A 12,403-nucleotide genomic window follows, 5' to 3' on the forward strand; every position below is an offset into this window, starting at 1 on the left:
CCGTGCTCGGAGGGGACTATCGCGACAGCGCGACGGCTTCGTAACCGCGCCGCGTCACCCTTCCACGTCGAGGTAGGCCGGGGCGTCCTGGCGGGGCGTCGGCACCCGGCGCAGCGCGGCGATCTCCCTGGCCACGCCGGCCCGCGATGCCGCGAGCCCGCTGATCATCATCTGCTGGCGCGCGAGCACCGACTCGGCGCGCGCACGGAGCTCGTCGGGGATCGGGCCGGTCGGCGGGTCGAACGTCTCCGGCTCGAGCTGCTCGTCGGCCGCCTCGAGGGCGCGCTCGAACCGGTCGAGCACGGCGAGCCAGGCGGCGAGGTCGTCGGGCACGGCGATCAGCCGACGGCCGAGGCCGGACGCGTCGCGTCGGCCAGCGTGACCTCCGCGGCGGCGTGCCAGGCGTCGCGCAGCGGTGCGACGAGGTCGCGGCATTCGGCGGTCGCCGCCCTGTCCCGCGAGACGTTCGCGGTGATCAGGCGTCCGGTGAGGTAGACGTAGACGCCTCGGAGCTCGTCGGCGCCGTCCCACGCGTCGGTCAGCGACGCGTTCAGCTCCGAGATGATCCACTGCGCGTGGGTCAGGTGCGTGCCCGCCGCGGGCCAGTCGCCGGCATCCTGCGCCGTCGCCGCGCGGTCGATGTCCACGAGCAGGCGGTCGTACAGGAGGGTGAGGAGGCGCTCAGGCGATGCGGAGGCCACCTGCTGCTCCAGGTACTGCTGCTTGGCCCGGTCGAGAGAGGTGAGTGCCATGGGTATGAGCTCCGATGCGATGCGATGTCATGGGGATGGTCAGGATTCCTTGGTCGACAGTCCGGCGAGCTGACTGGTGAGCCAGGAAGACTGCGACTCGAGCTTCGACAGCTGCACCTCGAGCTGCGCGTAGGTGCGCTCGAGGGTGGCCCGGCGCTGCTCGAGCCGGACGTCCCACCGCTCGACCTGGGTCTTGAGGGTCTTGACCTCCTCCTCCTGCCCGGTGATGCGCGCGGTGAGGAGACCCTCGTACTTGTCCGAGTACTGCGTCGTGACGTCCTGGAGACGTCCCGAGATCCCCGAGAACAGCTCCTGCGTGGCCTCGGGGTCGTCCGCGAGCGCCGTCGCGAACTTCTCGGCGTCGAAGCTGAGCACGCCCTTGTCGCTGATCGTGATGCCGATCGTCGACGGCGAGACGCCGTCGACGGGGTGTTGCACCGCGTTCGCGAGCGCTCCTCGGAGGCTGCGCACGGTGCTGTCGCCCGTGAAGACGCCGAGGGTGGTGTTCTCGCCGACCCCGCCCACGGTCGCCTTGGAGCCGTTGTCGATGCGGGTCAGCAGGGCGGCGATCTCCTTGACGAAGGCCTCGGCCGTCGCTGTCTGCTTCTTCGCGTCCCTGGCCACGGTCACGGTGACCGGGTCGCCGCCGGCCTTCGTGACCGTGACGTCGATGCCCTCGCCGACGCTGATCGTGTTGCTCGCGCTGGTCAGGCTCTGCTCGGCGGCGGTTCCGGCGAAGAGGCGGATGCGGGCGTCGGCCCCGTGCGTCACGGTCGCCGCGCCGGTCTGGGCGCCGAGATCGGTCGACGTGCCGGCGGCGACATCCGCGGCGGTGCCCCGGTGCAGCGCGAACTCCCCGTCGGCTCCGGTCTCGTTCGAGGTCAGCTGGATGCGCGTGAGCGGCTTGCCGTCGGCATCCGTGCCTGCGGGGACGACCGTCGCGGTCACTCCGGCCTTGGAGTTGTTGATCGCGGTGGCGAGATCCTGCGCCCCGGTGCCGGAGGGCGTGATCTCCACGGGGTCGCCGTCGGCGCCGGCGATCGTGAAGGTGCCGCCCCAGGTGGTGGAACCCGCCGCCGCGGTGACGACGGAGTGCGCCGTCGCGACGGCGTCGACGACGACGCTCGTCGAGAAGGCGGTGGCCTTCGCGCCGGCCGTCACGGTGACGGTCTCGGACGACGACGTCGCGGTGAACGCGGCGAGGGACGACGGGGAGGCCGCGGTCTTCGCCTTCGCGACGAGATCCTGCAGCGAGGTGTTGAGGGACTGCAGGTTGGTGATCACCGTGCTGCGGTCGGTGATCTTGTTCGTGATCAGCGTCTTCGGGATCGCCGAGACGTCCATGAGGGCCTTGATGAGCTCGTCCGTCTTGAGCCCTGATACGAGTCCGTCGAGTTTCATCCCGGTGTCTTCCGTGCCGTGCGGTCATGGGTTGCTACAGGAAGGCGCCCGAACGGAGGTGACTCCGCCCGGGCGCCCTGTGCGCCTCAGGCGCAGCGGCTCAACGGAGCAGCTGCAGGACGCCCTGGCCCGACTGGTTCGCCTGCGCGAGCATGGCGGTGCCGGCCTGCTGCAGGATGTTCGATGCGGTGTACTTGACCATCTCGGCGGCCATGTCGGTGTCCGCGATGCGGCTCTTCGCGGCGGCGAGGTTCTCGGCCGAGACCTGCAGCGAGTTGATCGTCGACTCGAAGCGGTTCTGCGCGGCACCGAGGCCGGCACGAGCCGTCGAGACGCCCTTGATCTCGGTGTCGATCGCCGCGATCGTGGTGAGCGAGGTCGCCGCGTCCGCGACACCCAGCGCCTTGATGCGTCCGCCGAGGCCCGAGAAGTCGGTCAGCGCGACCGAGATCTGGTCCTCCGTGCCCGTCGAACCTGCGCCGACCTGGAAGGTCAGGGAGGCCGGCGTGGCACCGAGCAGCTTGATCCCGTTGAAGTTCGTGCTGGCCGCGACGCGGGTGAGCTCGTCGCCGAGGGCGTCGATCTCGGTCTTGATGGCGGTGCGCGAGTCCGCGTTGTTCGAGTCGTTGCCCGCCTGGACGGCGAGGTCGCGGACACGCTGCAGGATCGAGTGCACCTCGGTGAGGGCGCCTTCCGCGGTCTGGATGACCGAGATGCCGTCCTGCGCGTTGCGGGCTGCGACGTTCAGGCCGTTGACCTGCGAGCGCAGGCCCTCGGAGATGGCGAGGCCCGCCGCGTCATCGGCAGCACGGTTGATGCGCAGACCGCTCGAGAGCTTCTCGAGGGACTTCGACACGTCGTTCTGGTTGACGGACAGGTTGCGGTACGCGTTCAGCGCGCCGACGTTGGTTGCGATCTGAAGACCCATGATGATTCCTCCGTGGTTATGGGACTGGATGCGGGTCCATCCGTGGACCCGCACATCCCACATTCGCGACGGCCGGGCCGACCGTAACCGGCATCCGGAGAATTTCCGCCGGGTCGATCAGAGAGCGACGAGCAGGCCCTCCGAGCGCGCCGGCGCAGACGACGGAACGGCGCCGAACAGGCTCTCGAAGAAGTCCGCGCGCGACTTGGTGGAGCGGTCGCCCGTCGTGCCGGCCTCCCAGGCCTCCATGGCCTCGCGCATGAGGCCGAGGCCGCGGGTGCGGAGCTTCGAGACGTACGCGTGGCTCACCGCGAGCTCTTCGGCGATGTCCTTGACCATGCGGTCCTCGAGGTAGATGCCCCGGATGACATGGCTCATGGCCTCGGGCAGCGCCCCGATCACGCGATTCAGCATCGTGCGGGTCTCGGACTGCAGCACGGCGTGCTCGGGCAGGATGACGCTGTCGGTGAGGTCGGCCGCCTGCCGCCCCGTCTCGGCGTCGAAGTGCTCCTCGAAGCTCGTCGCCGTGCGGACCATGTCGTCGAGCTGCATCATCTCGGTCACGGCGTCGGCGTCGAGCCCCGATTCTCGGGAGATCTCCGCCACGCTCGCCGTGCGCCCGGTGCGCGCGAAGACGGTCTCCGCGGCGAGGCGCACCCGTTCGATCTTGTCGCGGCCGCGCTCCCCCGCCGGATCCGCTCTGCGCATCTCCGACAGCATCGCCCAGTTGATCTGACTGCTCGCGAACGCCCCGAACGGGATGCCGCGCTCGGGCTCGTACGTCATCGCGGCCTTCGCGAGCCCGAGCCGCGCTGCGGACATCAGGTCGTCGAGATCGACGTGCTGGGCCGACCGCGCCTTCTCGATCGCGAGGAACGTGGCGAGGGGCATGTTGTCGCGCGCGAGCTGCTCCGGAGATGTCGCGGAGTGCGATGACGCGGGAGAATCAACAGAAAATCCTGTATTGCTCGGCAATGTGACTCCGGAGGATGAGCGACTTGTATACGAGTGAAAGTAGCACTATCTACGCATTTTCAAGCAAAAACGTGATGTACGCGAGATGAAGTCCGAATGCTCTCCTGCCGCAGCGGTCGGCGACCCTAGACTCGGTGCGAACGAAGGAAGGCGATCATGGCCGTCATCTCCCGCGGTTTCGGTGCACGCAGACGAGAGTCCGACGAGCGGCTGCCCCCTGGCCAGTACCTCACACAGGACTTCCCCGTGCTGTCGGCCGGACCGACCCCTCGGATCCCGACCGAGTCGTGGGAGTTCGTCGTGGCCGGTCTCGACGGCATCCGACGGACGTGGTCGTGGGACCAGCTTCATGCTCTCCCGATCGACGACATCACGACCGACATCCACTGCGTGACCCGCTGGTCGAAGCTCGGCACGAGCTGGCGCGGGGTGTCGCTCGACCACCTGCTGCAGGACGCCGGCGACGGCGCCTTCACCCGGGTCTTCTCCTACGGCGGCTACACGACGAACGTCCCCCGCGCCGATCTGACCGGTGGCAGGGCGTGGATCGCGCTCGAATTCGACGGCAAGCCGCTCGCCGCCGAGCACGGCGGTCCCGCACGCCTGCTCGTCCCTCACCTGTACTTCTGGAAATCGGCCAAGTGGGTGCACGGGCTCGATCTGCTCGAGCACGACGAGCCGGGGTTCTGGGAGCAGAACGGCTACCACATGTACGGCGATCCCTGGAAAGAGGAGCGCTACTGGTGACCGCTGCTCCGATCTGGCTCGTGAGCGAGGTCGTCTCCGTCCGCAGCGCCACCCCGCACGGCCGCGTGATCGAGCTGCGCGTCGACGGATGGCCGGGCAACCTCGCCGGTCAGCACGTCGACGTGCGTCTCACCGCGGAGGACGGATATCAGGCAGTGCGCTCGTACTCGCTCGCGTCGTCGGGCGACGGCGACGTCCTCGAGCTCGCCGTCGACGAGGTCCCCGACGGGGAGGTCTCGCCGTATCTCGTCGAGGACGTGCGTCCCGGCGACGAACTCGAGGTGCGCGGGCCGATCGGGGCGTACTTCGTCTGGACGCCGGATCGCACGGAGCCCGTGCAGCTCATCGCCGGAGGCTCCGGCATCGTGCCGCTGCTGGCGATGGCGAGGGTGCACGCGCGCGCGAGCAGCGCGGCGCCGATGCGGATGCTCTACTCCGTGAGATCGGCCGCCGACGCCTTCTACGCCGACGAGCTCGGGGCGCTCCCCGACGACGCGTTCACGGTCGACTGGGCATACACGAGATCCGCGCCCCCGGGGCACCCCCGGGCCGCCGGCAGGGTGGACGCCGCCACGCTCGCCGCATCCACGATCCCGGCGGCGGAGCAGCCGTCGGTGTACGTCTGCGGGCCGACGGGATTCGTCGAGGCGGTCGCCGATCTGCTCGTGTCCGCGGGACACGATCCCGACCGCATCCGTACCGAACGCTTCGGAGGTGCCTGATGGACGCAGCCCACCCCGGCCATCGCACGAGGGTCGACGGCAACGCCGCCGGCGGATTCCTGCTCGACCTCTTCGGGAGGGACATGACGGGTGCGCAGGCCGCCTGCGCGCACTGCGACCACGAGGCCGCCCTGGCGGATGCGGTCGCCGAGGTCGACGACGCGGGAGCGATCCTCCTCTGCCGCGGATGCGGTCACACGCTGCTGACCTACCTGCGGGTGGACGGACGCCGCACGCTGTCGATCGGCGGTCTCACCCGTCTGCGGTGGGCGGTCGAGGAGGCGCAGGCGCCGGAGGTGGGCCCTGCCGGGATCGAACCGACGACATCCACGGTGTAAACGTGGCGCTCTACCAGCTGAGCTAAAGGCCCTGGTGCCCCTCAGTCTACAGACGACCCGGTGCGCGCCGATGTCGTGGAAGAGGGCTAGGCTGAGGGCGGCACGCGTTGTGCACAGCCGACAAGGCTGCCCGCGTCGCTTCCCGTTTCATTGGCATGACCTGCCAGCTTGACGAAAGGCTCCCCCGTGACTGTGCACGACCAGGATCCGTACTCCCAGGGCCCCCTCGACAGCGATCCGGAAGAGACGGGCGAGTGGCAGCAGTCGCTCGACGAGCTCGTCGACGCGAAGGGGCACGGCCGTGGTCGCGAGATCATGCTCAGCCTGCTCAAGCGCTCCAAGGAGCTGCACCTGAACGTCCCGATGGTCCCGACCACGGACTACATCAACACCATCGCGCCCGAGAACGAGCCCGAGTTCCCCGGCGACGAGGAGGTCGAGCGCCGCTACCGCGCATGGATCCGGTGGAACGCCGCGATCACCGTGCATCGCGCGCAGCGCCCCGGCATCGGCGTCGGCGGCCACATCTCCACCTACGCGTCCTCCGCGGCGCTGTACGAGGTCGGTTTCAACCACTTCTTCAAGGGCGCCGACCACGCCGGCGGCGGCGACCAGATCTTCATCCAGGGCCACGCCTCCCCCGGAACCTACGCGCGCTCCTTCCTCGAGGGCCGCCTGAGCGAGGACCAGCTCGACGGCTTCCGCCAGGAGAAGTCGCACGCCCCCCACGGCATCCCGTCCTACCCGCACCCGCGCCTGATGCCGGAGTACTGGCAGTTCCCGACCGTGTCGATGGGCCTCGGCCCGATCAACGCGATCTACCAGGCGATGTCGAACAAGTACCTCGAGCACCGCGGCATCAAGGACACCTCGCAGTCCCACGTCTGGGCCTTCCTCGGCGACGGCGAGATGGACGAGGTCGAGAGCCGCGGCCAGCTCCAGGTCGCGGCCAACGAGGGCCTCGACAACCTGACCTTCGTCGTCAACTGCAACCTGCAGCGCCTCGACGGCCCGGTCCGCGGCAACGGGAAGATCGTGCAGGAGCTCGAATCCTTCTTCCGCGGCGCCGGCTGGAACGTCATCAAGGTCGTCTGGGGCCGCGAGTGGGACGACCTGCTCGCCCGCGACACCGAGGGCGCGCTGCTGAACCTCATGAACGTCACCCCCGACGGCGACTACCAGACCTACAAGGCGGAGTCGGGCGCGTACGTCCGCGAGCACTTCTTCGGCCGCGACGAGCGGACCGCCGCCCTCGTCAAGGACTACTCCGACGACGACATCTGGAACCTCAAGCGCGGCGGCCACGACTACCGCAAGGTCTACGCCGCGTTCAAGGCCGCGACCGAGCACAAGGGCAAGCCCACCGTCATCCTCGCGAAGACGGTCAAGGGCTACGGCCTCGGCCCGCAGTTCGAGGGTCGCAATGCCACGCACCAGATGAAGAAGATGACTCTGGACAACCTCAAGACGTTCCGCGACGCGATGCACATCCCGATCAGCGACGCGCAGCTCGAGGAGAACCCGTACCTCCCGCCGTACTACAACCCCGGCGCGCAGGACGAGACGATCCAGTACATGCTCGAGCGCCGCAAGGCCCTCGGCGGCTACCTCCCCGAGCGCCGCTCCACGCACGTCGGGCTGTCCCTCCCGGACGACTCCGCGTACGCGCTGCCCAAGAAGGGCTCCGGCACGCAGGAGATCGCCACCACGATGGCGTTCGTCCGCCTGCTGAAGGACCTGCTGCGCTCGAAGGACTTCGGTCACCGCATCGTGCCGATCATCCCCGACGAGGCACGCACGTTCGGCATGGACGCGTACTTCCCGACGGCGAAGATCTACAACCCGAACGGCCAGCATTACACGTCGGTCGACCGTGAGCTGCTCCTCGCGTACAAGGAGAGCCCGCAGGGCCAGATCGTGCACGTGGGCATCAACGAGGCGGGCGCCCTCGCGGCGTTCACCGCGGCCGGCACGTCGTACGCCACGCACGGCGAGCCGCTGATCCCGATCTACCTCTTCTACTCGATGTTCGGCTTCCAGCGCACGGGCGACGCCCAGTGGGCGGCGGGCGACCAGATGGCGCGCGGATTCATCATCGGCGCCACCGCTGGCCGCACCACCCTCACGGGTGAGGGCCTGCAGCACGCCGACGGCCACTCGCACCTGCTCGCGGCGACCAACCCCGCCACGGTCTCGTACGACCCCGCCTACGGATACGAGATCGCGCACATCATGCGATCGGGTCTCGAGCGCATGTACGGCGGCGACCACGAGGACCCGAACGTCATGTACTACCTCACGGTGTACAACGAGCCGCTCGTGCAGCCCGCCGAGCCGGCGGACGTGGACGTCGACGGCATCGTGCGCGGCATCCACCGCGTCTCGGTCGGCGAGGGCGAGGGCCACCGCGCTCAGCTGTTCGCCTCGGGTGTCGGACTCCCCTGGGCCCTCGAGGCGCAGGAGCTGCTGAAGAACGACTGGGGCGTGATCGCCGACGTGTGGTCCGTCACCTCGTGGACCGAGCTGCGCCGCGACGGTCTCGCCGCCGACGAGCACAACTTCCTGCACCCCGAGGAGGAGCCGCGCACGGCCTACCTCACCCAGAAGCTGCAGGGCGCGGAGGGTCCGGTCGTCGCGGTCAGCGACTTCATGCACGCGGTGCAGGACCAGATCCGCCCCTGGGTGCCGAACCGCTTCGCCACGCTCGGCGCCGACGGCTTCGGCTTCTCGGACACCCGTGCCGCGGCTCGCCGCTTCTTCAAGATCGACGGACCGTCGATCGTCGTCCGCACGCTGCAGTCGCTCGCCGAGGAGGGCAAGGTCGACCGCTCGCTCGCCGCGCAGGCCATCCAGAAGTACAGCCTGCACGACGTGAACGCGGGCACCAGCGGCAACGCGGGCGGCGAAAGCTGAGCCATCGGTGACAGGCTCGTCTCCGCGCGGAATGGACAAGGCCGCGACGCTCACCTGGCTGCGCCGGATCTCCGGTGACATCGCCTCGGTGACCATCAAGCGCCTGGAGGACACTCTCCCCTGGTACGCCGACATGCCACCAGCCCGCCGCTCCGCGGTCGGGCTGGTGGCTCAGGCCGGCATCACCTCGTTCATCCAGTGGTACGAGGACCCCACGTCGACCCCCTGGATCGCCGCGGACATCTTCGCGGCGGCTCCGCGTGAGCTGCTGCGCAGCGTCAGCCTGCAGCAGACGCTCCAGCTGATCCGGGTCACCGTCGAGGTCACCGAGGAGCGCGTCGCGGGCCGGGGTGACGACCTCCGCGAGGCGATCCTCCTGTATTCGCGCGACGTCGCCTTCGCCGCGGCCGATGTCTACGCCCGCGCCGCGGAGGCTCGGGGCCTGTGGGACGCCCGCCTCGAGGCTCTCGTCGTCGACTCGATCCTCACGGGCGAGGCCGACGAGGAGCTGCCCAGCCGCATCGCCGCCCTCGGGTGGCACGGTCACGGCGAGGTCGCGGTGCTGGTCGGCACGACTCCCCCGCAGTTCGACGTCGACCTCGTCCGTCGCACGGCCCGCAAGCTCTCCGTCGACGTCCTGATCGGCGTCCAGGGCTCGCGCCTCGTCCTCGTGATCGGGCGCGCCCGCGCAGAGGGCCAGGAGGGCGAGGAGGAGGAGCTGGGCTTCGAGGAGATCGCCTCTCGTCTCGAGCCGTCTTTCGGACCCGGCTACGTCGTCCTCGGCCCCGCGGTCGCTGCTCTCGTCGACGCGAGCCAGAGCGCGCGCGCCGCCCTCGCCGGATTCGCCGTCGCCCGCGCCTGGCGCAGCGCCCCGCGACCGGTGGATGCCGACGATCTGCTGCCTGAGCGCGCACTCGCCGGCGACCCGCTCGCCAAGCAGACCCTGATCGAGCGCATCTACCGTCCCCTGCAGTCGCACTCCACCGATCTCGTGACGACGCTGTGGAGCTACCTCGACAACGGCCGCTCGCTCGAGGCGACCGCGCGCGAGCTGTTCGTGCACCCCAACACGGTGCGCTACCGCCTCAAGCGGGTCAGCGAGGTCATCGGCTGGGATGCCACGGGTCCGCGCGAGGCGCTCATCCTGCAGACCGCGCTCATCCTCGGGTCCATCGGCGCCGCCGAGCAGGTGCGCCGCCGTCCGCCGCTCCGACGCCCGCAGCGCTGATCGGCGCCGTTCCTCGACGGTCTGTGCGCCACACACAAGGGTTTCTCCGAATCTTGTGATGGATCATCCACCGATCTCGGCCGATCGTTGGCAGACTTGGGGATGTGATTGTCGTCGTATGCCCAGGACAGGGCTCGCAGACCCCCGGTTTCCTCTCCCCCTGGCTCGAGCTGGACGGCGTGGCCGAGAAGCTGGCCGCGTACTCCGAGGCCGCTGAGGTCGACCTCGCGCAGCACGGCACACAGTCGGATGCCGACACCATCCGCGACACACGCATCGCGCAGCCGCTGATCGTCGCCGCCTCCCTCGTCGCGTCCGATGCGCTGACCGATCGTGCCGGACGCCGCGCCGACGGCATCGCCGGGCACTCCGTCGGCGAGATCGCCGCACTCGTCGAGAGCCGCGTGATCGACGCCGAGACCGGCATGAGGCTCGTCGGCAGCCGCGGTCGCGCGATGGCCGATGCCGCCGCGCAGACCCCGACCGGGATGAGCGCGGTCCTCGGCGGCGATGAGGACGCCGTCCTGGCCCGGCTCGCCGAGCTCGGCCTCTCCCCCGCGAACTACAACGGAGGCGGCCAGCTCGTCGTCGCCGGGGAGCTGCCCGCTCTCGCCACCCTCGCCGAGGAGCCGCTGAAGGGCACCCGCGTGATCCCTCTGCAGGTGGCGGGCGCCTTCCACACCTCCTTCATGGAGTCCGCCGTCGCCGCTCTCCGCGACGCGGTCTCCTCCGTCACCCCCGCCGATCCCGACATCACGCTGTGGACGAACCGCGACGGGTCCGTCGTGCAGGGAGGAACGCAGGCGCTCGACTACCTCGTCGATCAGGTCTCGTCACCCGTGCGGTGGGATCTCTGCATGGCGTCGTTCGCCGAGCAGGGCATCACGGGACTCATCGAGCTCGCCCCCGCCGGCGCGCTGACCGGACTCGCCAAGCGCGGTCTGCGCGGCGTCCCCACGGTCGCCGTGAAGACCCCCGAAGACCTCGACGCGGCCGTCGCGCTGCTGAACGGAGAAGCCGCATGAGCATCACCCTGACCCAGGCGACGGGCCCCGCGTTTACCCGCATCTACTCCTACGGCGCCGCCCGGGGCGAGAACGCCGTCCCGAACGACGACCTCATCGGTCCGATCGACTCGAGCGACGAGTGGATCCGTCAGCGCACCGGCATCATCACCCGGGTGCGCGCGGACCATGGGACCGACGCGATCGACCTCGCGACCGTCGCCGCGAACGAGGCCATCGAGAAGTCCGGCGTCCCGGCCGACCAGATCGATCTCGTCATCGTCGCCACGATCAGCAACCCGAAGCAGTCGCCGTCGGTGTCCGCGATCGTGGCCGACCGCGTCGGCGCGAACCCGGCGGCGGCGTACGACGTGAACGCGGCCTGCGCGGGATACGCATACGCCGTCACCCAGGCGGATGCGCTGATCAAGGCGGGCGCCGCCCGCTATGCGCTCGTGATCGGCACCGAGAAGCTCTCCGACATCGTCGATCCGGCGGATCGCAGCATCTCGTTCCTGCTCGGCGACGGCGCAGGCGCCGCCCTCATCGGCCCGAGCGACACGCCGGGCATCGCCCCCGCCGTGTGGGGCTCCGACGGCTCGAAGGCGGATGCCGTCGGCATGAACGGCACGCTCACGGAGTTCCGCGACGGCGAGGTGCCGTGGCCGACGCTGCGCCAGGAGGGCCAGACGGTGTTCCGGTGGGCGGTGTGGGAGATGGCGAAGGTCGCCCGCGAAGCGCTCGACAAGGCGGGCGTCGAGCCGGCCGACATCGCGGCCTTCATCCCCCACCAGGCCAACATGCGCATCATCGACGAGTTCGCCAAGCAGCTGAAGCTGCCGGAGACCACGGTGATCGCGCGCGACATCGAGACGACCGGCAACACGTCGGCCGCGTCGATCCCGCTCGCCAGTCACCGTCTGATGGCAGAGCACCCCGAGCTCTCCGGCGGGCTCGCACTGCAGATCGGCTTCGGCGCCGGCCTCGTGTTCGCCGCCCAGGTCGTCGTCCTCCCCTGAGAACGCGCCGACCTTCCCTAGACTGTTCCACGGTTCCGAATACAACCCGTAAGAAAGAGGAAGACCACCATGGCTTTCACCAACGATGAGGTCCTCGCGGGCCTCGCAGAGCTCATCACCGACGAGACCGGCATCAACGCCTCCGAGGTGGCCCTCGAGAAGTCGTTCACCGACGACCTCGACATCGACTCGATCTCCATGATGACGATCGTCGTCAACGCCGAGGAGAAGTTCGGCGTCACCATCCCCGACGACGAGGTCAAGAACCTCAAGACCGTCGGCGACGCCGTGAACTTCATCGTCGCAGGCCAGGAGTAATCCACGCGAGGATGCCACCCCCGCCTCCGCGGGGTGTGGCATCCTCCGCCTTGCCCGC

General features: G+C 69.5%; 13 protein-coding genes and 1 tRNA gene. 8 read left to right on the forward strand and 6 right to left on the reverse strand.

What is annotated here, in order from left to right; translation table 11 throughout:
* Nucleotides 1–54: 54 nt before the first annotated feature.
* From A4X16_RS08130 to A4X16_RS08150, 5 genes are all read right to left on the reverse strand, one after another.
* A complete protein-coding gene (locus tag A4X16_RS08130) occupies nucleotides 55–333 on the reverse strand; it encodes a hypothetical protein (RefSeq protein ID WP_067119087.1) in 279 nt (92 codons plus the stop codon).
* 5 nt (nucleotides 334–338) lie between these two features.
* Nucleotides 339–752, reverse strand: coding sequence for a flagellar export chaperone FliS (gene fliS / locus A4X16_RS08135; protein ID WP_067119090.1), 414 nt, complete (start codon nucleotides 750–752; stop codon nucleotides 339–341).
* A 39-nt stretch (nucleotides 753–791) separates the two neighbouring features.
* Nucleotides 792–2,153 carry a flagellar filament capping protein FliD gene (gene fliD / locus A4X16_RS08140; protein WP_067119093.1) on the reverse strand — a complete coding sequence of 454 codons (1,362 nt, stop codon included), beginning with the start codon at nucleotides 2,151–2,153 and terminating at the stop codon, nucleotides 792–794.
* A gap of 100 nt (nucleotides 2,154–2,253) precedes the next feature.
* Nucleotides 2,254–3,081, reverse strand: a complete 828-nt coding sequence (locus tag A4X16_RS08145) for a flagellin N-terminal helical domain-containing protein (protein ID WP_067119096.1) — start codon at nucleotides 3,079–3,081, stop codon at nucleotides 2,254–2,256.
* A gap of 117 nt (nucleotides 3,082–3,198) precedes the next feature.
* Entirely contained in the window at nucleotides 3,199–4,056 is an 858-nt protein-coding gene (locus tag A4X16_RS08150) for a sigma-70 family RNA polymerase sigma factor (protein ID WP_269454897.1), read from the reverse strand.
* A gap of 156 nt (nucleotides 4,057–4,212) precedes the next feature.
* Here A4X16_RS08150 and A4X16_RS08155 point away from each other — a divergent pair, with 156 nt between their 5' ends.
* The 3 genes from A4X16_RS08155 to A4X16_RS18260 are packed head-to-tail and all read left to right on the forward strand — an operon-like array spanning nucleotide 4,213 to nucleotide 5,863.
* Nucleotides 4,213–4,803 (forward strand): sulfite oxidase-like oxidoreductase, encoded by a 591-nt coding sequence (locus A4X16_RS08155; RefSeq protein ID WP_067119102.1) that lies wholly within the window; start codon nucleotides 4,213–4,215, stop codon nucleotides 4,801–4,803.
* Nucleotides 4,800–5,525: a ferredoxin reductase gene (locus A4X16_RS08160; protein WP_231880308.1), complete on the forward strand. Its 726-nt coding sequence runs from the start codon at nucleotides 4,800–4,802 to the stop codon at nucleotides 5,523–5,525. Before A4X16_RS08155 ends, A4X16_RS08160 begins: the two co-directional genes overlap by 4 nt.
* Nucleotides 5,525–5,863 carry a DUF6510 family protein gene (locus A4X16_RS18260; RefSeq protein WP_269454899.1) on the forward strand — a complete coding sequence of 113 codons (339 nt, stop codon included), beginning with the start codon at nucleotides 5,525–5,527 and terminating at the stop codon, nucleotides 5,861–5,863. The genes A4X16_RS08160 and A4X16_RS18260 overlap by 1 nt, the downstream gene beginning before the upstream one ends.
* Here the strand turns inward: A4X16_RS18260 and A4X16_RS08165 are convergent.
* Nucleotides 5,823–5,895 (reverse strand) — tRNA-Val (locus tag A4X16_RS08165). The two genes, A4X16_RS18260 and A4X16_RS08165, sit on opposite strands and share 41 nt — an antisense overlap.
* Before the next feature lie 154 nt (nucleotides 5,896–6,049).
* On the opposite strand from A4X16_RS08165, the gene aceE reads away from it, so the two are divergent.
* The 5 genes from aceE to A4X16_RS08190 all read left to right on the forward strand — a co-directional run bounded on the left by aceE (nucleotide 6,050) and on the right by A4X16_RS08190 (nucleotide 12,345).
* Nucleotides 6,050–8,776, forward strand: coding sequence for a pyruvate dehydrogenase (acetyl-transferring), homodimeric type (aceE, locus tag A4X16_RS08170; RefSeq protein ID WP_067119105.1), 2,727 nt, complete (start codon nucleotides 6,050–6,052; stop codon nucleotides 8,774–8,776).
* A 31-nt stretch (nucleotides 8,777–8,807) separates the two neighbouring features.
* The gene (locus A4X16_RS08175) at nucleotides 8,808–10,004 is read left to right on the forward strand and encodes a PucR family transcriptional regulator (protein WP_067119109.1); all 1,197 of its coding nucleotides are present in this window, start codon (nucleotides 8,808–8,810) and stop codon (nucleotides 10,002–10,004) included.
* A 104-nt stretch (nucleotides 10,005–10,108) separates the two neighbouring features.
* A complete protein-coding gene (locus A4X16_RS08180) occupies nucleotides 10,109–11,029 on the forward strand; it encodes an ACP S-malonyltransferase (protein WP_067119112.1) in 921 nt (306 codons plus the stop codon).
* Nucleotides 11,026–12,027, forward strand: a complete 1,002-nt coding sequence (locus A4X16_RS08185; RefSeq protein ID WP_067119115.1) for a beta-ketoacyl-ACP synthase III — start codon at nucleotides 11,026–11,028, stop codon at nucleotides 12,025–12,027. The genes A4X16_RS08180 and A4X16_RS08185 overlap by 4 nt, the downstream gene beginning before the upstream one ends.
* Before the next feature lie 69 nt (nucleotides 12,028–12,096).
* Nucleotides 12,097–12,345, forward strand: coding sequence for an acyl carrier protein (locus tag A4X16_RS08190; RefSeq protein ID WP_017202249.1), 249 nt, complete (start codon nucleotides 12,097–12,099; stop codon nucleotides 12,343–12,345).
* The last annotated feature ends 58 nt before the right edge of the window (nucleotides 12,346–12,403 follow it).

The sequence above is a fragment of the Microbacterium sp. H83 genome, from assembly GCF_001650405.1.
GTDB lineage: Bacteria > Actinomycetota > Actinomycetes > Actinomycetales > Microbacteriaceae > Microbacterium.

Bases quoted from the DNA above. Each gene is read 5' to 3' on its own strand.
- A4X16_RS08145 (WP_067119096.1), bottom strand. From the start codon at position 3,081: ATGGGTCTTCAGATCGCAACCAACGTCGGCGCGCTGAACGCGTACCGC.
- A4X16_RS08190 (WP_017202249.1), top strand. From the start codon at position 12,097: ATGGCTTTCACCAACGATGAGGTCCTCGCGGGCCTCGCAGAGCTCATC.
- A4X16_RS08185 (WP_067119115.1), top strand. From the start codon at position 11,026: ATGAGCATCACCCTGACCCAGGCGACGGGCCCCGCGTTTACCCGCATC.
- A4X16_RS18260 (WP_269454899.1), top strand. From the start codon at position 5,525: ATGGACGCAGCCCACCCCGGCCATCGCACGAGGGTCGACGGCAACGCC.
- fliS (WP_067119090.1), bottom strand. From the start codon at position 752: ATGGCACTCACCTCTCTCGACCGGGCCAAGCAGCAGTACCTGGAGCAG.
- A4X16_RS08175 (WP_067119109.1), top strand. From the start codon at position 8,808: ATGGACAAGGCCGCGACGCTCACCTGGCTGCGCCGGATCTCCGGTGAC.
- fliD (WP_067119093.1), bottom strand. From the start codon at position 2,153: ATGAAACTCGACGGACTCGTATCAGGGCTCAAGACGGACGAGCTCATC.
- A4X16_RS08155 (WP_067119102.1), top strand. From the start codon at position 4,213: ATGGCCGTCATCTCCCGCGGTTTCGGTGCACGCAGACGAGAGTCCGAC.